Here is a 20216-nt window from a genome sequence, read left to right as displayed (position 1 = left end):
CTTTTGTCGAGTTACGTCTACCTCAGGCGGCTTCGTCGACGCGCAGGCGGTAACCGCGTTTGATGACGGTCTCGATGTGTTTGCCGGAACCGAGGGCGGCACGCAGACGGGCCACCGCCACGTCGACCGCGTGCCCGTCGTTCCCCCGGGGCAGTGCCTCGGCCAGCTGTTCCTTCGACACCACGGCGCCCGGGCGGCGGGCCAGCGCGGTGAGGATCGCCATCGCGGCCGGTGCGAGGGCGTGGATCGTGCCGTCGATCAGGACGGCGTGGCCGCGTACCTCCAGAACGGTGCCGGCGACCTGCAGGCGGACCGCCCGGCGGGGCAACTCGTCGGTGACGGTCTTGATCAGCGCGCCGAGCCGGTAGCGGTCCGGCATCACCACCGGCACACCCAGGTCGATCAGCGGCGCGGCGGTCACCGGGCCGACACAGGCGGCGAGGGTACGGCAGCCGAACGCCCCCGTGACGTCCGCCGACGACTCCCCCGCGATCTGCAGGAAGGCCTTCACAGCCGGGGCGCTGGTGAACGTCACGGCGTCGATCTGGCCGGCGGCGACCTGGTCCGCCAGGCGTTTCACCGGCGCGGTGTCCGGCGGCATCGCCCAGCGGTAGACCGGCACCTCGACCACTGCCGCACCGGCCGCGCGCAGCGCGTTGACGAACTCGGTCTGCGGCTCACCGTGCTCCTGCACCACGATCCGCTGACCGGCCACACCCTCGCTGAGCAGGCGCTGCAGGATCTCCTCGTTCGCCTCGGTCTTGGCCGCCCACTCCTCGGTGAGTCCGGCCGCCCGGATGGCGCCGCACGGTTTCGGGCCACGCGCCAGGATCCGCGCGCCGCGCAGTGAGTCGCGCAGCTGGTCGCCGATGCCCCAGCCCTCGGCCGCCTCCAGCCAGCCGCGGAACCCGAAGCCGGTGGTGGCCACGACCAGGTGCGGCTCCAGGCCGATGCAGGCCGCGGTGGCGGCGTGCAGCGCCTCGTCGTCGATCAGCGGAATGATGGTGATGGCCGGCGCGCTGACCACGCGCGCCCCGCGCCGCTCCAGCAGCGCCTCCATCTCGGTCCGGCGCCGCTCCGCGGTGACTGCCACGGTGAACCCGGCCAGTGCGCCCTCGATCATCCGGTCCCCATCCTGTGCCGCTGTCGTTGCACAGAGTCCTAAGGCCCTATTTCGGGACCAGCGCGACCATGTTTCCGCGAGAATAACGGCCGGTCACTTGGCTGACGTTCACCGTTGTGAGCAGTTGATCATGCGCTCTCTTCCGGGCCGTCGAAGAGTGACCCTTCCACTCCCAGGATCCGCCGAATCTCTGCGATATGGTGAAAAGCCGCGATTCGCCCGTCCAGGAGGCCGACCCGGTAATCCGCTCCGACCTCTGGGTCCTCGGCGATCTGCGGGTCCCGCAGCCCGGCCGCCCCGTCCACCCGCCCGGCGTTGTAGGCCACCAGAGCGTCGTCCATCGGGTCACTCCCTGCACTGCCGTGTATCTCTGTCGCGCGCAATCTCGCACGTGCGCCGCGACAGGCCCACCCTCCGACCGTCCGGATCACACCGGACCGCTCGGGCAGCCGCGCTCAGTCGTAGTCATAATCACGGCTTGCCCGGCTCGCGGCTTCGAAGCGGGCTCGCAGGTCGGCGGTGGTGGCGTCGTGCATCGAGGGCATCCAGGCCCAGGAGTGGCCGGCGCAGGAACGCTCCCGGAGCGAGCCGGTCTCCGCCGCCGCGAGGAGCCGCTCGGCCAGGGTCCGGTCGCCGAGCGCGCGGCCGGCCGCTCTGACGAACCGGCCCACCTTGCCGAAGGCGCCGTCGTGCAGGATCACGTCGAGGATCTCCGGACCGAGGCGGGCGGCGAGGTCCGGCTGCTCGTCGATCCGGCCGGCGGCCTCCCGCCGTTTCCGATCGACCCGGCGGACCAGCGCCGTCCCCTCGTCGAGGCCGGCCGGGTCGGGTGGTGGCGACCCCGCGGGTCCCAGCGCCAGCAGCAGCACGTCGAGGCGCCGCTCCAGCTCAGGCAGCGTGTCCACGCCGGTTCCCAGGGCGTAGCCGTGTTCGCCCGTCCAGTGGCGGGTGCCGCATCTGCGGCAGTATCGGCGCGGGTCGGAACTCGACGCGGAGGACGCCTCCCGCCGCACCTCCTTGATCTGCTCGGCGGTCAGGCGACGGGCGTCCCACGCGAGCTCGGCCAGGCCTTCGTGGTCCGGGTGCGGCTGGGCCTCCGGATGGCCGTCGACGCCGGTCACCGCGGCGAGGTCGGCCACCGGGACGCCGAGCAGGTACGCGAACGCGCTCACGTAGCGCGGTGTGAGCTCGACGCGGCCCGCGAACAGCATGGCCACCGTGGAGTCGGAGACGTAGGGCCCCTCGCCGATGACCATTAGCGTGCCAGCGCGTACCCGTCTCATGGCTCTGTTCTTCACCAGCGCGCCCAGAATCGGACCGGGACCGGCCTCGCTCACCGCGGGCATCGGCTCGGACGGCTTCACCTCGGGCATCCGCCGGATGACGGCCTGCAGGTGACGCCGCTCGGCGGGCGTCATCTCCGCGGCCCGGCCGACGATCGAACCCACGCCCCCCGAGGATCTTCCGGGCGCGGCTGCCAGATCCACCGGGACGTCGCGGCCGGCCAGCACGAACAGATCAGCCGCGTGCCAGCCCAGCAGCGGCGCCAGGTCGCGTGGATCCCCCGTTGCCGGAACGCCGCGATGCTCGAGCAGGCGGCGCAGTGGGGAATCGTCCATCCGATGAGGCTAGATCAACCCCGAAGCCCGCCACAGTGCCGCGCCCGGCCCGCCGATCAGGTCCAGGTCGCGCAGGAACTCGACGACCCGCTCGCCGGCCCAGCGCATCGTCTCGCGGTGGTACGGGTTGGCCCGCGCCGCACGCCGCCCCTCCTCCGGGTCGATGCCCACCGAGCGGTAGACGCGCGGGTCGACGAGCCGGGTTCCGGTCAGGTACGCCGCACGGGCGATCACGATCTTGTCGAAGGCAAGCCGGCCACGGCCCGCGCCGCGGATCTGCCGGGCGAGTTCCTCCCGCGCGTACCGGACGTGCCGGGCCTCCTCGACCACGTGGATCCGGGACACCATGCGGACCAGCGGCTGCACGTCCTCGCAGGCCATCGCCTCGCGCTGCAGGGTGTCCAGGATCTCCTCGGCGATCAGGATCGCGGCGTACATCCGCGGGCCGGTGCCGGTGTGCGCGATCCACTTGCCGAGCGCCTGGTTGAAGCCGCTGGGCTGGTAGACCGGAGTGCCCAGACGGGCGATCATGCGGCCGAACATCACCGAGTGGCGGCACTCGTCGCCGATCTCGGTGAGCGCGTACTGCGCGTGCGGCGCGGTGGGGTCCTGCTTGAAGTACTCCCTCACGAGCAACTGCATGAGGATCGTCTCGAACCAGACGCCGAGGCCCGCGATGCTGGCGACCTCGTGCTTGGTGAGCTCGACGCGCTGCTGCTCGGAGAGCCGGTCCCAGAGCGCGGTGCCGTAGAGGCTGGAGCGGTGCGGCGGCACGAAGTACCTGCCGTCGGCGAACGGGGCCTCCCAGTCGATCTCCACCTCCGGGTCGTACGAGTGCTCGGCCGAGGAACGGAGCAACCGGGTCGCCGTGCGGTCGCGATCGGGCGGGGTCACGGTCGTCATTCCAGCCTCCAGGTCTTGACGTTACCGGCGGTAACAGTTACTTCTAGTACTATGAGCCCGGTCACTCCACCCGTCAATCCCGCCTCTTCCGGTCCTTCCGGCTCCTCCGGTCCTTCCGGCTCCTCCGGTTCGTCCGGCCGTTCCGACGGTCGCCGCGGTCGCTGGGAGAACCACCGGGAGCAGCGCCGCGCGGAACTCACCACCGCCGCCATAGAAGCGATCCGGGCGCACGGCCCGGACATCGGCATGGAGGCGATCGCGGCACACGCCGGGGTCAGCAAGCCGGTGCTCTACCGGTACTTCGCCGACAAGTCCGAGCTGTGGCTGGCCGTCGGCCAGCAGGCCGGCCAGATGGTGGTCGAGGCGATGGTGCCGGCCGTCGCGGCGGTCCGCGAGGAGCGGGCGATCATCGCGGCGGCCATCGACGTCTACCTGGCGCACATCGAGAACGACCTGAACCTCTACCGGTTCGTCGTGCACCAGCCTGACATCGCCCGGCACCGCGACGTGGTCGCCGACGTGATGGACACCGTGGCGAGCGGACTCGCCCGCATCTTCGGGGACCGGCTGCGCGCTCGCGGGCTGGACTCCGGTGCCGCGCTGCCCTGGGCGTACGGGGTGGTCGGCTACGTGCAGTCGGTGGGTGACTGGTGGCTGCGGCAGCAGCAGCCGATCAGCCGGGACGCCCTCTGCGACTACCTGACCACGTTCCTCTGGGGCGGCATCGCGGGCATGCGCCGTGCCGCGGACGTCCCGGGCGGGCTGGCGGCACACGAAGGGTGGGCTCGGGATCTATGAGCGTTTCCGAAGAGGAGTACCGGGGGCCGGCGACGCTGCATCTCGCCGACGGGCCGGTCGCGGTCCAGATCAGGATGTCGGCCCGCTTCGAGCCGATCGAGGGACGGTTCCGGTGGGCGGGGCGGACGGGGCCGGACGAGGGGCTGCGGGAGCGGGTCGGGGATGGCCTGCGCAAGGCGACGATCGTGGTGCCGGGGGCCGGGGAGACCACGGTCCGCCTGAGCGAGCCGGATCCCTGGGGCGGCGTCCGCCTCTCCGGAACCGGAACACCCCCCTGGTTCCCGCTTCCCAGGAGTGACAAAAATGCCTGCTGAGATTCATTTCGATGTGTTGATCGTCGGGGCCGGGATGTCGGGGGTCGGGGCCGCCTGGCGACTGCAGAAGCAGCGTCCCCGGGACAGTTACGCGATTCTCGAGGCCCGCGACGCGATCGGCGGGACCTGGGATCTGTTCCGCTACCCCGGTGTCCGCTCCGACTCTGACATGTTCACGCTGAGCTATCCGTTCCGGCCGTGGCGCGAGCCGGAGGCGCTGGCGTCCGGTGACAAGATCCGCCGGTACATCGAGGAGACCGCGGCGGAATCCGGCATCACTCGGCACATCCGGTTCGGCACGCGGGTGGTCCGCGCCGACTGGTCCACACCGGACGCGCGCTGGATCGTGCGCACTTCCGCCGATCAGGTCTACACGTGCAAGATTTTGTACGGTTGCTCCGGCTACTACAGCTACACCGAGGGCTACCAGCCCGACTTTCCCGGACTCGACGATTTTCGCGGTCACGTCGTGCACCCGCAGTTCTGGCCGGAGGACCTCGACTACGGGGGCAAGCGCGTCGTGGTGATCGGCAGTGGCGCTACCGCTGTCACGCTGGTGCCGGCCATGGCCGTCGACGCCGCGCACGTGACGATGCTGCAGCGCTCCCCCACGTACATGACACCGCTCCCGAACCGTGACGTGATCGCCGACGCGGCACGCCGGATCCTGCCGCCGGCGGCGGCCAACCGCGTCGCCCGCGCCAAGAACATCCTGCTCACCCAGGCCTTCTACCAGCTGGCGCGGCGCCGCCCGCAGCTGGTCCGCCGGGCGCTGCGCGGCATCGCGCTCCGCTACCTGAACAACCCGGGGTACGTGGACGAGCACTTCAAACCCGCCTACGACCCGTGGGACCAGCGGCTCTGCGTGATCCCGTCCGGCGATCTCTACACGTCGATCACGTCGGGACGCGCGTCGGTGGTGACCGACCACATCGACACGTTCGTGCCGGAGGGCGTCCGGCTCCGCTCCGGCAAGATCCTGGAAGCCGACGTGGTCGTCTCCGCGACCGGCCTCTCACTGCTGCCAGTCGGCGGAATCGCGCTGTCCGTCGACGGCGCTCCGGTCGACGTCGGCACACACGCCGCCTACCGCGGTCTGATGCTCAGCGGAGTGCCGAATTTCGCGTACTGCATCGGATACGTCAACGCGTCCTGGACCCTGCGCGCCGATCTGTCGCACCGATACCTGATCAGGTTGCTCGACCACATGGAACGGCACGGGTACGTGAGCGCCACACCCACCGCCCCGTCCGGCACCGGCCGTCCGTTGCTCGACCTCTCTTCCGGTTACGTGCGGCGCGCCCTCGACAAGTTCCCGTTCCAGGGCGATCGCGAGCCGTGGATCGTCCGGCAGAACTACCTGCGCGACGTGGTCACGACCCCTCGGGCCGACGTCACCCGGGACATGACGTTCGCGCGGCGTACCGCCAACGCCCGTAAAGAAGAGGTGGTTCGATGAGCCTTCCCGAATACCGGTTCGCCGGCCGTGTCGCCGTCCTGACCGGCGCGGCGAGTGGCATCGGCGAGCATCTCGCCTACGGCCTGGCGGCGCGGGGCAGCAGTCTCGTGCTGGTCGACGTCGACGAGGAGCGGCTGGAACGCGTCGCCGGCCGGATCCGCCTGGCACACCCCGGCATCAAGGTCGAGACGATAGTCGCCGATCTGGCCGACCGCGACGCCGTGCTCTCGGTCGCCTCCACAGTGCTCGCCTCGCACCCCGCGATCGGTCTGCTGATCAACAACGCCGGGATCGCGCTGGGCGGCCGCTTCGACCAGATCTCGATCGACCAGTTCGACACTGTCATGAACGTGAACTTCCGTGCACCACTGTTGCTGACGCATGCACTGTTGCCCGTGTTGACTGCATCGCCGTCAAGTCATCTCGTTAACGCAAGTCATCTCGTCAATGTGTCAAGTCTGTTCGGGTTGATCGCGCCGCCGGGGCAGTGTGCGTACAGCGCCAGTAAATTCGCACTGCGCGGTCTCAGCGAGTCTCTGCGCAGCGAACTCGTCGACAGCGGCGTCGGCGTCACCACAGTTCATCCCGGTGGCATCAGGACACGGATCGCCGAGTCGGCGCTGGTCGGTTCTCACGTACCCGAGGAAGAGATCGAACCCAACCGCAAGCTCTTCGCCGCGTTGCTCACCTATCCCCCCGACAAGGCCGCGGATCAGATTTTGCGTGCCGTCGCGAAGCGAAAGGCGCGGCTGCTCATCGCGATCAGCGCCAAGGCGCCGGATCTCTTGGCCCGGCTTCTGCCGGTCGGTCACGCACGGATCGTGCGCGCGCTCACCACAGCACGCAGCACCGGTTCGGCCCGGTCGGTGGTCAAGCGATGAGATTTCAAGACGTACGCGGTACGCGCATCCGTGTCCACGAAACCGGCGATCCGGCCGCTCCGCCCGTCGTCCTGCTGCACGGAATCGGGCGGAGTCTCGAGGACTGGTCGTCGCAGCACGCGCTCCTGTCCTCGGACTATTTCGTGGTGAGTATCGATATGCCGGGTTTCGGGTTGTCACAGCGCATGCCCGCCCCGACGACGCTTCCGGTGCTCGCCGACGGCGTGTGGGCGACACTCGACGCGCTCGGCGTCTCGCGGCCGGCGCACGTGATGGGCAACTCGCTCGGCGGCGCCGTCGCCATGAACATGCTGGCGTCGTCGCCGGGCCGGGTGTCCACGCTGACGCTCGTGAACAGCGCCGGGTTCGGCAAAGAGGTGACCATCGCGCTGCGGATGCTGGCCGTCCCCGGGCTGGGACGCCAGATGCTGCGCCGCATCGACCGATGGAGCGCCCCTCGCGTGGAACGCACACTTTTCGCGGATCGTGCCATGGTCACGCCGGAACGGGTGGCGATGGCCATCAAGATCGCGCGGCAGCCGGACTTCGCCGCCGTGTACCTGGAGATCGCCAAGGATCTCGGCGGTTTCCGTGGTGTGGCGGCGGCCTGGCGCGACGACCTGCTGAGGCGGGTGGCTCCGCACGTGAAGCCGACGATGATCGTCTGGGGAGAGCGTGATCTGATCCTGCCGTGCGCGCACATGGCGGCAGCGCGGGTGGCGTTCCCTCATGCGCAGTCGCACATGTTTCCGCGCACCGGCCACATGCCCCAGATCGAGCGCCCGGAGGAGTTCGCCGACCTCGTCCGGCCGGTGCTGGCCCGGATCGCGGTCTAGTCAGGCACCTGTGTCTTTCGGCCACGCCCACACGATCCGGGTAATGACCGGCTCACCGGTCTCATGGCCAAGCTCGGGACTCGGAACCGCTTCGAACTGGCCACGTGGGCCTACCGGACCAACCGCGTGACGTGACGCGTTCTTGCGTGTTCCCGCCGGCTCAGCCCGCACGACGCGTTTTCCCTTGTTGTCTTGCTCGTCGCGCGGTTCCTATTCGGACTTGCGTTGCACGGTGACTCCGTCGCGGGCGGCGTATCGGGGCAGGGCCTCCAGTGAACCACCGGTCTGGAGGGTCCTGGCCGTCGGCGGGTCGACGACGATGACGTCGAGCAGGAAGAGGTCCTCGCCGCCGCGGTCCAGGCGCACCGGGTCGCAGACGAAGGACCGCCCGCCGCGGCAGGCGCCCTCGGTCCGGAACTGTCCGCTCTGTCCCTGCCGTGAGAGCAGCCAGACTTGATGGCCGTCCGGAAGTACCGCCGTTCCCGACACGCCGGCCGTCCCCGCCAGCGTCTCCCCGTCCCCCGGACTGCCCAGCCGAACCGACGCCGCCTCGGTGCGTGGCGTCCCGCCCGACGGCCGGCCCGTCGCCCGCTGCGGCACCGGCTGAGCAACCGTTGCCCCAGCCGTCGGCTCAGCAGCCACCATCGGGTCCGTCACCGCCGGCACCGCACTGGGCACTCCGCTGCTCTGGTCTGGACGCGGCGGCGGGCTGCTCGAAGCCACTCGATCGGCCTCGGCCGGCTCGTAGGGTGCGAACGGCGCCAGCCCGCGCGGAGCCACCACGTCCGGGGAAGCCACGTCCGACGGTGACGGGGTGACGCCGACAGCTGCCGGCCGGGGAGCCTCGCGGCGCTCCTCGCCCAGGGCCAGCCCCGACACCACGAGCAGCACGACCCCGACAGCCGCGATCACAGCTGTCGCAAGGGTGCCGCTCGACAGCGCTCGCCCACGACCGGCGCCCAGTTCCCCGACCACTCCTGTCAGCGACGAAAGTCCGGCCCACCGGCGTCTCGCTGGCCTGCGGTCCCGCTCCCACCGCGGGCGCAGCAGCATCGTTGCCCGGTCATGTTCGGTGCCGGCCGGATCTTCCGCGTGTGCATTCACCGCGGTCGAGGGTTCGCGGTGATCGTTCGCGGACGAGTGCTCGTGCGGGTCGTCCAGCGCCCGCGGGGTGACAACCATCGAAATGCCTTCCGCATGGTCCAGGGCCGTCGGCAAGCTCGCCGGCCGCTATCCCGCCCGGCGGCGGGTTCAGCGCGAGTAACCGCCCCACCGCCCGTTTGGATGCGGCACCGGTTGTGTCGCGACCGTGTCAGTGACCGACGGCATGCGTGGAGCGTTCCGGGCGCCGGCGGTGGTTGTCAGGCGTTGCGGTTGAGTGCGGATTGCCAGCCGGGGACCTCGGGTGCTTCTCGTTCGGCCGGGCCCACGTAGTCGGCGGACGGGCGGATGATCTTGCCGAGGCGTTTCTGTTCGAGGACGTGGGCGCTCCAGCCGGCCGTCCGGGCGCAGCTGAAGACGGCGGTCAGCATGTCGGCGGGGACGCCCGCGAAGTCGAGGACCACGGCGGCCCAGAATTCGACGTTGGTCTCCAGTACCCGGTCGGGCTTGCGCTCGCGGAGCTCGGCCAGGGCGGCGAGCTCCAGGGCGCGGGCGGGTTCGTAGCGGGGCGCCAGCAGCTCACGGGCGGTCTCGCGGAGGATGCGCGCGCGGGGGTCCTCGGCTCGGTAGATGGCGTGGCCGAAACCCATCAGGCGCCGGCCGCTGTCGAGGATCTGGCGCACGTGGGTACGCGGGTCGGCGCCCGCCTCCACGGCCTCGATCATGCTCAGGGCCCGGGCGGGCGCGCCGCCGTGCAGTGGCCCGGACAGGGCGGCCACGGCGGCGGAGAGACAGGCCGGGGCGTCGGCGCCGGTGCTGGCGACCACGCGGGCGGTGAAGGTGGAGGCGTTCATGCCGTGTTCGGCCGCGCAGATCCAGTAACGGTCGAGCGCTGTCACGTGACGCGGGTCGGGGTCGCCCTGCCAGCGAATCATGAACTGTTCGGTGGCGTTGCGGCCGGCGTCGATCCGATGTTGCGGGACGGCGGGTCGACCGGTTCCGCGGGCGGCCTGCGCGACGAAGGACAGGACGGCGGCGGAGGCGCGAGCCAGGTCTACGCGGGCCTGGTGGTCGTCGATGTCGATCAGCTGGCCGAGGCGCCAGTGCGGGGCGAGCATCGAGACGGCGGCCTGCACGTCTACTCGGATGTCGCCGGTGCTCACCGGTACGGGGAATGGCTCGGCCGCAGGTAGGGGCGCCTCGAAATGGGCGTCGGCCAGCAGGCCCCAGACGTCTGCGAAAGAGACGTGGCCGGCCAGCGAGCGGATGTCGACGCCGCGGTAGCGCAGGGAGCCGCCGTCGCGGTCGGGTTCAGCGATCTCGGTGTCGAATGCGACGACACCGGCAAGACCTGGGTTGACAGTCAACATGACTTCAATCTGAAATCAACACGACTTGATGTCAATGTTGATCCAGTCAATATGAGAACATCAGCACACGCCCGCTGAGCAGTTATCCACAGGCCGCCGACGCGAATCTGCCGTGTGTGGTGGGGTGGGTGGCCGGCGACAGAGGCGGAGGGTGGTCATGGTGGTGGTGAGTGGGGATCCGACGTTGCGGGCTGCGGAGCTCATGACGACGGACGAGGTTGCTGAGCGGTTGGGGGTCAAGCCGGCCACCGTTTATGCGTACGTGAGTCGTGGGCTGTTGAGCAGTCGGCGCAATGCTGACGGGAAGAAAAGCCTGTTCAGCAAAGGGGACGTGGACGAGTTCGTGGCGGGGAGGAAGCGGACCACGCCGGACATCCGGACGGGTGTCACGCTGATCAAGGAGAAGGAGCTGTTCTATCGGGGGCGGGACGCCGTCGTGCTGGCGCGGACGGCCAGCTATGAGGCCGTCGTTCACCTGCTCTGGACCGGGGAGCTCGAACACCTCGACTTTCCGGTCAATCACAAGCTGGTCGAGCTGGCTTCGGCGGTCACACGGCCGCTGCCGGGGACGGCGCGGCTCACTGATCGGCTCAGGGTGACCGTGGCGGCGGTGGCGGCGGCTGACCCGTTGCGGTTCGACACGGCGCCGGCGGCTGTGGTGGCTACCGGGCGGCAGCTGCTCGCTGTGATGGTGCACGCGCTGCCGTCGCGAACCGGCGTGCACACGACGAAACCCATTTCGCTCGCGGAGGCACTGTGGAGCCGGCTGACGGCGGAGCCTCCGACCGAGGCGGGGCTGCGGATACTCAATGCGGCGCTGGTGCTTCTCGCGGATCACGACCTGGCGGCGTCCACAGTGGCGGCGAGGGTCGCGGCGTCGACGCGGGCGCATCCGTACGCGGTGGTGAGCGCGGGTCTGGCCGCACTCGACGGTCCTCTGCACGGAGCCGCGAGCGCGCTGGCGTACCCCTTGATCTTGGAAGCGGCCAACGGCCTGGACCCTGTCGCCGGGATCTCCGACCGCCTGCGCTCGGGTCTTCCGGTGCCCGGCTTCGGGCACCTGCTGTATCCGGGCGATGATCCGCGTGCGACGGCGCTGCTCGAAATGCTCGAAGAGGGGCGGATCCGGCAGACGGCGACGCGGCTGGCGGAGGCGATGCGGACGCGGTCGGGCGCGGCGCCGAACGTCGACCTCGCGCTCGCTGCGCTCGCACTGCATCACCGCATGCCGGCGGACGCGGGAGAGGCGATCTTCGCGGTGGCGCGGACGGCGGGGTGGTTGGCGCACGCTTTGGAGGAGTACGTGGACCAGCCGTCCCGTTTCCGGCCATCTGGACGATATGCCGGTCGTTCACCCGTCTGAACTCTTCGCAAGTCGCACACGTGGTCCGCGATCACCGTCCAGTTCGACTACCGTGAAGCCAGTGACTGCCGGGCGGATCGGGTGGGTCGTCCTCGGGTTGCTCACGCTGGCATCGGCCATCGCGGTGAGCTTCAGGTTCGGCGTGGGCACGATCGTGGCGGCGTTGATCTTCTTCGTGGTGCCGTGGATGCCCTGGAAACCGCTGCGCTCGGCCTGGTTTCCGCTGTCTGGTCTGGTGGTGCTGACGGTGTGGCCGGTGTGGCCGCCGCTGTTCGGTGCGGGGCTGGGCTGGCTGACGGGCATCGCGGCGGTCCGGGTGCTCCGCGGGCCGGATGAGCTGCGGGACGGGCCGGCCGGACCGGGACGGCTGGGATTTCGGGTGCTGGGGCTGGATCTGGCGCCGGACCGGTCGTTGCTCGGGTTTCGGGGGAAGCCGGGACCGCAGGCCGGACGTGCGTCGATCCCCCGGCCCGAGCCGGTGAACAGTGAGCCCGAGCCGCGGTCGTCGCCGTCGTCGTCGCCCTCCGAGGAGGAGCCGCCATCGGGCGAACCGGGTCCGGCAAACGGACCGGCGCCGAGCCAGCGGGCCGCCGAACAGGGCGAACGGAGGCCGCACCTCCGGCCCCCGGCGAATCGGCAGCCGCGGGCGGCGTCGAAGCCGGAGCCGCGGCAGGTGCCCAAGCCGGGATCCGGCAGGCACGCGCGGCCGGACAGCGGGCCCGAGTCCGGGACAGGACGCTGATCCACCGTAGGCTTCGGCCATGACCGCACCCGAGCCTGACCCGCAGGAACTCACCCTGCTGGAGGCGTTGCACTCGACGCCGGCCCGCCGCTACCTGTCCACCGATCCGATCAGCGACGACGTGATCCGGTCGATCCTGGACGCCGCGATCCGGGGGCCGTCCGCCGGGAACGGGCAGTTCTGGAGTTGGATCGTGGTTCGGGATCCGGACACCAAACGGCAGATCGCCGAGTGGTACCGGGAGGGCTGGGAACGCCACTACGGTTCGCGCCGCGAGCAGATCCTGAACGCGCCCGAGGGCGGGCCGATGAGCAAGCCGAGCTTCCTCGCCGCGGATCACCTGGCCAACCACCTCGAGGAGGCGCCGGTGTGGATCTTCCCGGTGCTGCTGGGCGCGGCGAAGTCGAGCAACCCGCGGCTCGGGTCGTCGATCTACGGGGCGGTGCAGCACCTGATCCTGGCGGCTCGCGCACATGGCCTGGGTGCGACGCTGACAACCCTGCACATCGGGCACGAGGAGGACGTGCGGGCGCTGCTCGGGCTGCCGGACGACGCGCTGACGATGGCGCTGATCCCGCTCGGCTATCCGAGCCGTGGCCGCTGGGCACAGCCGAAGCGGCGGCCGCTGGACGAGGTGGTCCGGTTCGAGCGGTACAGCTGAGATTCACCCCTCGCGAGTGATCACGTTCCGCCCGGCCCCGCGAATCATGGGCGGATCGGGGAAGGGGGGCGCGATGCGCGAGAGGGAAATGGCGGCCACGGTCGCCGAGAACGCCGGGCTGGCCAAGCAGGAGGCCGCTGACCTCATCCGGGCCACGCTGGAGGGACTGGGCAACCAGTTCAGCAACGGCGTGGTCCGGGAACTGGCCGGATATCTGCCCGCGGAGCTGGCCGCCAGCCTGCCGCAGCACGACAACGGGGCGCGCCCGGTGCCGCTTGCCGACTTCATCCGTCAGCTCAGCCGGCGTACCGGGCTCACCGAGGTGGAGACGGAACGCGGGGTGCGCTCCATCGTCACCGAATTGAACGAGACGGGCGGTCCGGCGCTGGTCCGCGCGCTGTCCCAGTTGCCGGGCGAATACCGGCGGCTCGGGGAGAACGGCGGATAGGGGTCATCCGGCCAGGGCGGCATAACGACCGCCGTCGCGCAGCAGTGAATCGTGGGTGCCGGATTCCAGAATCCGGCCGTGGTCGATGACGGCGATCTGATCGGCCGAACGAACCGTGGAGAGCCGGTGCGCGATCGTCACCGTGGTGCGGCCACGGGACAGTTCGTCGAAAGCGCGCTGCACGGCTCGTTCGGTCTCGTTGTCGAGCGCGCTCGTGGCCTCGTCCAGCACGAGGATCCGCGGGTCGCGCAGCAGCGTCCGGGCGATGGCCATCCGCTGTTTCTCGCCGCCGGAGAAACGGTGCCCGCGGGATCCGACAACGGTTTCATAGCCGTCGGGCAGGGCGGCGATCACGTCGTGGATCTGCGCGGCGCGGGCCGCTGTCACGATCTCGTCGTCGGAGGCGCCGGGCTTGGCATAGCGCAGGTTCTCCCTGATGGTCGTGTGCAGCAGGTAGGTCTCCTGGCTGACGACACCGACGATCTCGGCGAGCCGCGCCAGCGGGATCTGGGAGATGTCGACGCCGTCGATCGTGACCCGGCCCGAGGACGGGTCGTACAGCCTGGCGATCAGGGCGGCGATTGTCGACTTTCCCGAGCCGGTCTCGCCGACGAGCGCGAGCGACGATCCGGCCGGGACGTCCAGGCTCACTCCCGCCAATGCGGCGGTGCTGCTTCCCGCGTACGCGAAAGTGACGTCCTCGAACCGCAGGTGGCCCCGCACCCGGCCCATTTCGACGGGCCTCGCCGGTTCCGCGACCTCGACGTGCAGATCGAGATATTCGAATATCCGCGCGAACAGTGCCAGCGAACTCACCCACGTCACGCCGACGTCGAGCAGGCTCATCAGCGGGCGGAACAGATTGCCCTGCAGGGTGGTGAACGCGACCAGCGTCCCGATGCTCATCGAGCCGGCCGCGAACGGGAGTCCCGCCGCGAGATAGATGGCCGCCGGAATGACGGCGAAGACGATGCTCATCGCGGCCATTCGCCAGCGGCCCGCGAGTTCGGATCGCAGTTCCAGGTCGATCAGCCGGCGTGACGAGGCGGTGAACCGGTCGATCTGCGCGGCACCGGCGCCCATCGTCTTGCTGAGCTGGATGCCGCTGATCGACAGTCCCTCCTCGATGATCACGTTGAGGTCGGCGAGTTCGCGCTGCCGTTGCGCGGTGATCGTCCGGCGCATCCGGGCGACCCGCCGGGTCAGGATGATCGCCGGCGGCAGCACGATCAGCGAGACCAGCGTCAGCTGCCAGGACAGGGCCGTCATGGCGACCAGCGTGGCGGCGACGGTGGTGAAGTTCGAGGCGACCGAGCTGGCGGTGGACGTCACGACCTGCTGCATGCCGCCGATGTCGTTGGTGATGCGCGATTGCACCTCGCCGGTGCGCGTTCGCGTGAAGAAGCCGACGGATTGTCGCTGGAGATGCGTGAAAACCTCCGTTCGTAAACGGTGCATCACGTTCTGGCCGACCGCGGTGGAGATCCACGTCTGCACGACGCCGAGCGCGGCGGTCACCGCGGCGATCGCGACCATGCCGCCGACGAGCCAGAGCAGCAGGGTCACGTCACTGCGCGGAATCGCGACGTCGATGACCTCACGCAGCAGGAACGGTGATCCCATCGAGAGGACGGACGAGATCACGATGACGGCCACGACGACGGCGAGCTGCCGGCGGTGGCCATGGAAGAGAGCGCCGATGCGGCGCAACGAGACGGAGCGGGCCTGCGCCTTCTCCGCGGGGGTCGGTGTGCGTGCCGCGCCGCGGCCTGATCCTTGAGCCAAGAGCAAAACCCTGTTTCTGTACGGTCGACGCCCCCGGCGGTCCACGAAGATGCGCGTTCGGAGGCTCTGAGCAATGATGAGGTTACCTCAACATGAGGGTACAACCGCAACCGTTGCTACCTTGTTCCCGTGGAGGACGAGAGTCTGCTCGAGGCGTTCTGGGCTGTCACCCGGCGCCTGCGTCATCGAACCCGGGTCGCGCTGGAGCCGTGGAACGTGTCACCGTCGCAGTCGCGCGCGCTCACGATGTTGATGGAACACGGAGAAATGCGCCTCAGCGCGCTCGCCGAGCACCTGCGCATCGCGCCGCGGTCCGCGACCGAGGTCGTGGACGATCTTCAGTCCCGTGGTCTGGTCGAGCGCCGCCCGGATCCGGCTGATCGTCGTGCGACGCTGGTCGCTCTGACCGATCAGGGCATGGCGACCGGCACCGGGATCCGCCAGGTGCGGGCCGCTGAGGGTGAACGTCTTTTCGCCGAGCTCAGTCCGGGCGACCGCGCGACTCTGGCCCGGATCCTGCGTAAACTCCGCGACTGAGCCCTGTTTCCGCCGGAACGCGCGGGAACGTGCAGCATCCGCTTCGGCGAGCCGCGCCTTCCGCCGCACTCCGCCCGCCGGCTCGGTGAGCCCGCCGCACGCAGCACCCGCCCCGCTCTGCCCGCCCTTCGGCTCGGTGAGCCCGCCGCACGCCGCACCCGCCCCGCTCTGCCCGTCGTCCGGTTCGGTGAGCCCCGCCGCGCCCTGCCCGCCCTTCGGTTCGGTGAGCCCCGCCGCGCCCTGCCCACCCTCCGGCTCGGTGAGCCTCGCCGCGCCCCGCACCGGCCCTCCGGCTCGGTGAGCCCCGCCGCGGGCCGCGCGCTGTGTTCCGGTGGCGTTGTCCGGCGTGCCCCAGGGCTGGACCTGTCGGAACTTTGGAGAAACGCGCAACAGTCGCGCCGCGATTGCGCGGAGGTTCAGGAGTGTGGGGAAACGCGCGAGAATCGTTCGATCAAGCCGGCGCCTACCGTTGCGCACATCAGGCCGACGTAGATGCTGTTCTCGACTACTACGAAGCCGGTCACGTCCAGGGCTGCCACCAGGCAGAACGCCGCGAGGAACCACACCAGCGAGACCCGCGCGACATAGGCGACTGCCTCTCGGACCGGGGCACGCCGGACACCGAGGTGGCCGCGCGGCTGCACGCGCAGTGTCTCCGCGAACTCGTCGGCCGCGACGGCAAGGGTGGGTGCGTCGATCACGCCGCGCATCGCGTTCTCGAAGCGGACCAGGGCTGCTTGGGCGCCTATGTGGGCGGGATCGAGGCTCAGTGCCTTGGTGAGGGCCTCACGGGAGCTCAGCGGCCGGCCGATGGCGAAGAGTGCCAGTGCGTAGGTCACGTAGAGGTCGGCGTCGTAGCCTGCGAACTCCACCGCTACCCGTAGTCCCTCAGCTGCCTCTGCGGTCTGGCCCGCTGCCAGGCGCGCCTCGCCGAGCCGGTTGTGGAGGCGGGGGTTGCCCGGGTCGTCCTGGCAGGCGGCGTATGCCGATTCGATCGCTTCTGGGTGCTCGCCGAGGGCTGTGCACGCGCGGCTCACCCAGAACAGCGACTCAGCGCCGTCCGGATCGAGTTGCCAGGCGGCACCGGCCGCGCGCAGGGCGCCCTGGGGGTCGCCGAGGTCCAGGCGGGCCCGTGCCATCCGGTGCCAGGCGCCTACGTTCTCCGGCTCGCCAGCCACGAACGGGGCGAGCAGGTTCGCGGCGTTGTGGGCGCGGCCACGCTCGAGAAGGGCGTCGGCTTCGATCAGGACGGGCTCGGTTCGCACGCCGCATGGAATCGGCGGCGCCCGCCCCAACCTGTGAAACCGGATCGTTGCGCTGCGGTTGCGCCCTCGAGGGACCGGTCCAAGTCATCGGCGAGCCACCGGCGGGCCAGATGCCCACCATCCAAGCGACCGCGGTCACCCGCGACCTTGGGTGTTCAGGGCAACGCCGGCGTCAGCCCAGCACCACCGGCCGTGACCCGGACCCGCCCGTCGAGGGCTTGCCGCGCAGTTCGTCGCGGTAGGCGACCAGGGCGCCCGCCATCCCGCCGAGGAAACGCTCGACCGCCTGCAACTCCGTGACGCTGAATTTCTCCATCACCGCGTCCGTGTGTGGGCGCAGCGGTGTGAAGAACGCCAGGGCCAGCGTCATTCCCGCGTCGCCGTATCGCAGGTGCACCACCCGGCGGTCGGTGCTCTCCCGGCTCCGGCGCAGGTGGCCGCCGCGCTCCAGCCGGTCGATCAGCGCGGTGGTCGCGCCCGATGACAGGCCGATCGCCTCGCCCAGCCGGCCCGGGGTCAGCGGGCTGCCGCGCCGCTCGGCGTGCATGACGGCCAGCAGGGCGTGCATGTCGGTCGCGTGCAGGTGGTTGCGGCCGGCGAAGGCGTGCCCGATGTGTTGGGCCTCGCTGCTGTACGTGTTCAGCAGGTCGACCAGCGCTCTGCGCAACCGCTCCCGTTCGGCGGTCTCGTTCCCTTCCACGCGGGTAAGTGTTGCAGATTCCTCCCCAGTCGTGAACAATCTCGATCGTAAAGATTCTCGCTCTTGGAGGCTTCATGAGACGGGCATGGGCAACGCTGTTGCTGGCCCTCGTGATCGGCGGGTTGGTGTTCGCCTTCGCCGGGACGACCCGGACCGACAACGACCAGACGTCGTCGCTACCGGCCTCGGCGGAGTCGACACGGGTCGCGCAGTTGCAGAAGGAGTTGCCGTCCGGGCGGACCAACCCGGCGCTCATCGTGGTCGCCAAGGGCGGCGCCGCGCTCACCGACGCCGACCTGGCGAGCGTCCGCGACCTCGGGCAGCCGATCCTCTCCGAGGACCGCAAGGCCGCCCTGATCACCGTGCCGCTGGCGGCCACCGGTGACAGCGCCGAGACGATCCGGGTCGTCGACGAGTTGCGGGCCAAGGCCGCAGACGGGCTGCCGGCCGGTGTGACGGCGCAGGTGACGGGTGGGGCGGGGTTCGGGGCCGACCTGGCGAACAGTTTCAGTGGCGCGAACACCCGGCTGCTGATCGTCACGGTGGTCGTGGTGACGATTTTGCTGCTCGTCACGTACCGTAGCCCGATTCTTTGGATCGTCCCGCTCTTCGTGGTCGGTTTCGCCGATCAGCTGGCGGCCAAGGTGATCGCGATCCTCTCCGAGCACACCGACCTGGCGATCAACGGGTCGACGACGGGCATCGTCACGGTGCTGGTGTTCGGCGCCGGCACCGACTACGCGCTGTTGCTGATCTCTCGTTACCGGGAGGAGTTGCACCGGGAGGAGAACCGGTTCGCCGCGATGGCCAAGGCGCTGCGCGGTGCCGGGCCGGCCATCGCCGCGAGTGCCGGCACGGTGATCCTGGCGCTGCTCACGTTGTTGCTGGCGAGCCTCAAGACCAACGCGGCGCTCGGCGTGACCGCGGCCGCTGGTGTCGCGATCGCCGCCGTCTTCGCGCTGGCCGTGCTGCCGGCCGCCCTCGTCGTCTGCGGCCGCGGCCTGTTCTGGCCGTTCGTCCCGCGGGTCGGCCAGGCCGGGCCGGAGGACGGCAAGGGGGTGTGGGCCAGGGTCGGGCGGACGGTCGTACGCCGCCCGGTCGCCGTGACCGTTCTGTCCGCTGTGGTCCTCGGGCTGCTCGCGCTCGGCGGCCTCGGCACCAAGGTCGGCCTGTCGCAGACCGAGCAGTTCCGGGTGGAGGCCGAGTCGGTCGCCGGGCTGGAGACGCTGAGCCGCTACTTCCCGGCCGGCGCCGCCGGTCCCGCGGTCGTGCTCACCTCACCCGAGCGCGCCGACGAGGTCCTCGGCACGGTCAGCGAGACGCCCGGCGTGGCGCAGGCCCGGATCGCCGAGCGCACCGCGGAGCAGGTCAGCATCAGCGCCGTGCTGCAGGCCGCGCCGGACACCAGCGAGGCTTTCGCCACGATCCGCGAGCTGCGTGACCGGCTCGACGGCGACGCCCTGGTCGGCGGCACGGTGGCCACCGCCCTGGACACCCGCGACGCCAGCCGGCGCGACCTCGTGGTGATCGTCCCGGTGATCCTCGCGGTGGTGCTGCTGGTGCTGATCGTCCTGCTTCGGGCACTCGTCGCACCGCTGCTGCTGATGGTCACCGTGATCCTGAGCTTCCTGGCGTCACTAGGTGCGGGTTCTTGGCTGTTCCGCAACGTGTTCGACTACCCGGCCCTGGACAACTCGGTGCCGCTGTTCTCGTTCCTGTTCCTGGTCGCGCTCGGCGTGGACTACAACATCTTCCTGGTCACCCGGGCGCGGGAGGAGACGCCGGGACGGGGCACGCGTGAGGGCATGGTGCACGCGCTCGCTGTCACCGGTGCGGTCATCACCAGCGCGGGCATCCTGCTGGCGGCGGTGTTCGCGGTGCTCGGAGTGCTGCCGGTGGTGACGCTCACCCAGATCGGCATCATCGTCGGCATCGGCGTCCTGCTCGACACGCTGCTCGTGCGTACCGTATTGGTCCCCGCCCTTGCCACCCTCACCGGTGACCGATTCTGGTGGCCCGGCCGCCCGCAGGCCAAGGCCGGCGCGCCGCCGGGCACCGGGGGTGACTCGCCGCAGGAGCGCTCCCGCCCTGATTGGGAGGCGGTCAACCGCACGAAGCTGACCGCCGACGCCGAACACAACCAGTAACCAAAGCTTTCCTCACCGCCAGAAATGCCCGGCCGCGCGAAACGCGCGGCCGGGCATGCTGCTGAAAAGCGACGGGCGAACGACAGCGACCGAGCGGACGACAGCCACCGAACGGGCGACAGCGGCAGGGACGGACGACAGCGGCCAGACGGGGCGACAGCGGC

At 70.2% G+C, this 20216-nt stretch carries 20 protein-coding genes; 11 read left to right on the top strand and 9 right to left on the bottom strand.

Features of this window, described 5'->3' with window-relative positions; translation table 11 throughout:
- Positions 1-22 precede the first annotated feature (22 nt).
- The 4 genes from AB0M02_RS35185 to AB0M02_RS35170 form a co-directional block, all read right to left on the bottom strand.
- A complete protein-coding gene (locus tag AB0M02_RS35185) occupies positions 23-1123 on the bottom strand; it encodes a uroporphyrinogen-III synthase (RefSeq protein ID WP_364235001.1) in 1101 nt (366 codons plus the stop codon).
- A 128-nt stretch (positions 1124-1251) separates the two neighbouring features.
- Positions 1252-1464 carry a hypothetical protein gene (locus AB0M02_RS35180; protein WP_364234998.1) on the bottom strand — a complete coding sequence of 71 codons (213 nt, stop codon included), beginning with the start codon at positions 1462-1464 and terminating at the stop codon, positions 1252-1254.
- 114 nt (positions 1465-1578) lie between these two features.
- Positions 1579-2742: a hypothetical protein gene (locus AB0M02_RS35175; protein ID WP_364234997.1), complete on the bottom strand. Its 1164-nt coding sequence runs from the start codon at positions 2740-2742 to the stop codon at positions 1579-1581.
- Positions 2743-2751: 9 nt separating this feature from the next.
- The gene (locus AB0M02_RS35170; RefSeq protein WP_364234995.1) at positions 2752-3645 is read right to left on the bottom strand and encodes a diiron oxygenase; all 894 of its coding nucleotides are present in this window, start codon (positions 3643-3645) and stop codon (positions 2752-2754) included.
- A gap of 51 nt (positions 3646-3696) precedes the next feature.
- Here AB0M02_RS35170 and AB0M02_RS35165 point away from each other — a divergent pair, with 51 nt between their 5' ends.
- The 5 genes from AB0M02_RS35165 to AB0M02_RS35145 are packed head-to-tail and all read left to right on the top strand — an operon-like array spanning position 3697 to position 7933.
- Positions 3697-4443, top strand: a complete 747-nt coding sequence (locus AB0M02_RS35165; protein WP_364234993.1) for a TetR/AcrR family transcriptional regulator — start codon at positions 3697-3699, stop codon at positions 4441-4443.
- Positions 4440-4757, top strand: a complete 318-nt coding sequence (locus AB0M02_RS35160) for a DUF4873 domain-containing protein (RefSeq protein WP_364234991.1) — start codon at positions 4440-4442, stop codon at positions 4755-4757. The genes AB0M02_RS35165 and AB0M02_RS35160 overlap by 4 nt, the downstream gene beginning before the upstream one ends.
- Complete coding sequence (locus tag AB0M02_RS35155; protein ID WP_364234989.1) at positions 4747-6216, top strand: NAD(P)/FAD-dependent oxidoreductase; 1470 nt, start codon at positions 4747-4749, stop codon at positions 6214-6216. The genes AB0M02_RS35160 and AB0M02_RS35155 overlap by 11 nt, the downstream gene beginning before the upstream one ends.
- Positions 6213-7097 (top strand): SDR family NAD(P)-dependent oxidoreductase, encoded by an 885-nt coding sequence (locus tag AB0M02_RS35150; RefSeq protein WP_364234986.1) that lies wholly within the window; start codon positions 6213-6215, stop codon positions 7095-7097. The genes AB0M02_RS35155 and AB0M02_RS35150 overlap by 4 nt, the downstream gene beginning before the upstream one ends.
- Positions 7094-7933, top strand: a complete 840-nt coding sequence (locus tag AB0M02_RS35145) for an alpha/beta fold hydrolase (protein WP_364234984.1) — start codon at positions 7094-7096, stop codon at positions 7931-7933. Before AB0M02_RS35150 ends, AB0M02_RS35145 begins: the two co-directional genes overlap by 4 nt.
- 210 nt (positions 7934-8143) lie before the next feature.
- Here AB0M02_RS35145 and AB0M02_RS35140 read toward each other — a convergent pair whose 3' ends face one another.
- Together AB0M02_RS35140 and AB0M02_RS35135 are read right to left on the bottom strand one after the other, a co-directional pair.
- Positions 8144-9115, bottom strand: a complete 972-nt coding sequence (locus AB0M02_RS35140; RefSeq protein WP_364234982.1) for a hypothetical protein — start codon at positions 9113-9115, stop codon at positions 8144-8146.
- 179 nt (positions 9116-9294) lie between these two features.
- Entirely contained in the window at positions 9295-10404 is a 1110-nt protein-coding gene (locus tag AB0M02_RS35135; protein ID WP_364234979.1) for a citrate synthase 2, read from the bottom strand.
- Positions 10405-10561: 157 nt separating this feature from the next.
- Between AB0M02_RS35135 and AB0M02_RS35130 the strand changes: the two genes are divergently transcribed.
- The 4 genes from AB0M02_RS35130 (at position 10562) to AB0M02_RS35115 (ending at position 13618) form a co-directional block, all read left to right on the top strand.
- Positions 10562-11767, top strand: coding sequence for a citrate synthase family protein (locus tag AB0M02_RS35130; RefSeq protein ID WP_364234976.1), 1206 nt, complete (start codon positions 10562-10564; stop codon positions 11765-11767).
- Positions 11768-11828: 61 nt separating this feature from the next.
- A complete protein-coding gene (locus tag AB0M02_RS35125) occupies positions 11829-12509 on the top strand; it encodes a hypothetical protein (RefSeq protein ID WP_364234973.1) in 681 nt (226 codons plus the stop codon).
- A gap of 19 nt (positions 12510-12528) precedes the next feature.
- Positions 12529-13170, top strand: a complete 642-nt coding sequence (locus AB0M02_RS35120) for a nitroreductase family protein (RefSeq protein ID WP_364234971.1) — start codon at positions 12529-12531, stop codon at positions 13168-13170.
- Positions 13171-13243: 73 nt separating this feature from the next.
- Positions 13244-13618 (top strand): DUF2267 domain-containing protein, encoded by a 375-nt coding sequence (locus AB0M02_RS35115; protein WP_364234970.1) that lies wholly within the window; start codon positions 13244-13246, stop codon positions 13616-13618.
- A gap of 3 nt (positions 13619-13621) precedes the next feature.
- Here AB0M02_RS35115 and AB0M02_RS35110 read toward each other — a convergent pair whose 3' ends face one another.
- The gene (locus AB0M02_RS35110; protein ID WP_364235306.1) at positions 13622-15328 is read right to left on the bottom strand and encodes an ABC transporter ATP-binding protein; all 1707 of its coding nucleotides are present in this window, start codon (positions 15326-15328) and stop codon (positions 13622-13624) included.
- A gap of 204 nt (positions 15329-15532) precedes the next feature.
- Here AB0M02_RS35110 and AB0M02_RS35105 point away from each other — a divergent pair, with 204 nt between their 5' ends.
- Positions 15533-15940 carry a MarR family transcriptional regulator gene (locus AB0M02_RS35105; RefSeq protein ID WP_364234968.1) on the top strand — a complete coding sequence of 136 codons (408 nt, stop codon included), beginning with the start codon at positions 15533-15535 and terminating at the stop codon, positions 15938-15940.
- A 416-nt stretch (positions 15941-16356) separates the two neighbouring features.
- On the opposite strand, the gene AB0M02_RS35100 is transcribed toward AB0M02_RS35105, so the two are convergent.
- Both AB0M02_RS35100 and AB0M02_RS35095 read right to left on the bottom strand, forming a co-directional pair.
- On the bottom strand, positions 16357-17205 hold the full coding sequence (locus AB0M02_RS35100) for a tetratricopeptide repeat protein (protein WP_364234966.1): 849 nt from the start codon (positions 17203-17205) through the stop codon (positions 16357-16359).
- Positions 17206-17377: 172 nt separating this feature from the next.
- Positions 17378-17905, bottom strand: a complete 528-nt coding sequence (locus tag AB0M02_RS35095) for a MarR family transcriptional regulator (protein ID WP_364234965.1) — start codon at positions 17903-17905, stop codon at positions 17378-17380.
- A 74-nt stretch (positions 17906-17979) separates the two neighbouring features.
- Between AB0M02_RS35095 and AB0M02_RS35090 the strand changes: the two genes are divergently transcribed.
- Positions 17980-20052: an MMPL family transporter gene (locus AB0M02_RS35090; RefSeq protein ID WP_364234963.1), complete on the top strand. Its 2073-nt coding sequence runs from the start codon at positions 17980-17982 to the stop codon at positions 20050-20052.
- Positions 20053-20216 lie beyond the last annotated feature (164 nt).

The sequence above is a fragment of the Actinoplanes sp. NPDC051861 genome, assembly GCF_040681145.1.
Taxonomy (GTDB): domain Bacteria; phylum Actinomycetota; class Actinomycetes; order Mycobacteriales; family Micromonosporaceae; genus Actinoplanes.
The sequence above is the reverse complement of the archived record's forward strand: the minus strand, read 5'-3'. Positions and strand labels throughout refer to the sequence as shown.

Coding starts and splice junctions, on each gene's coding strand:
- AB0M02_RS35185 (WP_364235001.1), bottom strand. CDS start 1,123: ATGATCGAGGGCGCACTGGCCGGGTTCACCGTGGCAGTCACCGCGGAG.
- AB0M02_RS35180 (WP_364234998.1), bottom strand. CDS start 1,464: ATGGACGACGCTCTGGTGGCCTACAACGCCGGGCGGGTGGACGGGGCG.
- AB0M02_RS35175 (WP_364234997.1), bottom strand. CDS start 2,742: ATGGACGATTCCCCACTGCGCCGCCTGCTCGAGCATCGCGGCGTTCCG.
- AB0M02_RS35170 (WP_364234995.1), bottom strand. CDS start 3,645: ATGACGACCGTGACCCCGCCCGATCGCGACCGCACGGCGACCCGGTTG.
- AB0M02_RS35165 (WP_364234993.1), top strand. CDS start 3,697: ATGAGCCCGGTCACTCCACCCGTCAATCCCGCCTCTTCCGGTCCTTCC.
- AB0M02_RS35160 (WP_364234991.1), top strand. CDS start 4,440: ATGAGCGTTTCCGAAGAGGAGTACCGGGGGCCGGCGACGCTGCATCTC.
- AB0M02_RS35155 (WP_364234989.1), top strand. CDS start 4,747: ATGCCTGCTGAGATTCATTTCGATGTGTTGATCGTCGGGGCCGGGATG.
- AB0M02_RS35150 (WP_364234986.1), top strand. CDS start 6,213: ATGAGCCTTCCCGAATACCGGTTCGCCGGCCGTGTCGCCGTCCTGACC.
- AB0M02_RS35145 (WP_364234984.1), top strand. CDS start 7,094: ATGAGATTTCAAGACGTACGCGGTACGCGCATCCGTGTCCACGAAACC.
- AB0M02_RS35140 (WP_364234982.1), bottom strand. CDS start 9,115: ATGGTTGTCACCCCGCGGGCGCTGGACGACCCGCACGAGCACTCGTCC.
- AB0M02_RS35135 (WP_364234979.1), bottom strand. CDS start 10,404: ATGTTGACTGTCAACCCAGGTCTTGCCGGTGTCGTCGCATTCGACACC.
- AB0M02_RS35130 (WP_364234976.1), top strand. CDS start 10,562: ATGGTGGTGGTGAGTGGGGATCCGACGTTGCGGGCTGCGGAGCTCATG.
- AB0M02_RS35120 (WP_364234971.1), top strand. CDS start 12,529: ATGACCGCACCCGAGCCTGACCCGCAGGAACTCACCCTGCTGGAGGCG.
- AB0M02_RS35115 (WP_364234970.1), top strand. CDS start 13,244: ATGCGCGAGAGGGAAATGGCGGCCACGGTCGCCGAGAACGCCGGGCTG.
- AB0M02_RS35090 (WP_364234963.1), top strand. CDS start 17,980: ATGAGACGGGCATGGGCAACGCTGTTGCTGGCCCTCGTGATCGGCGGG.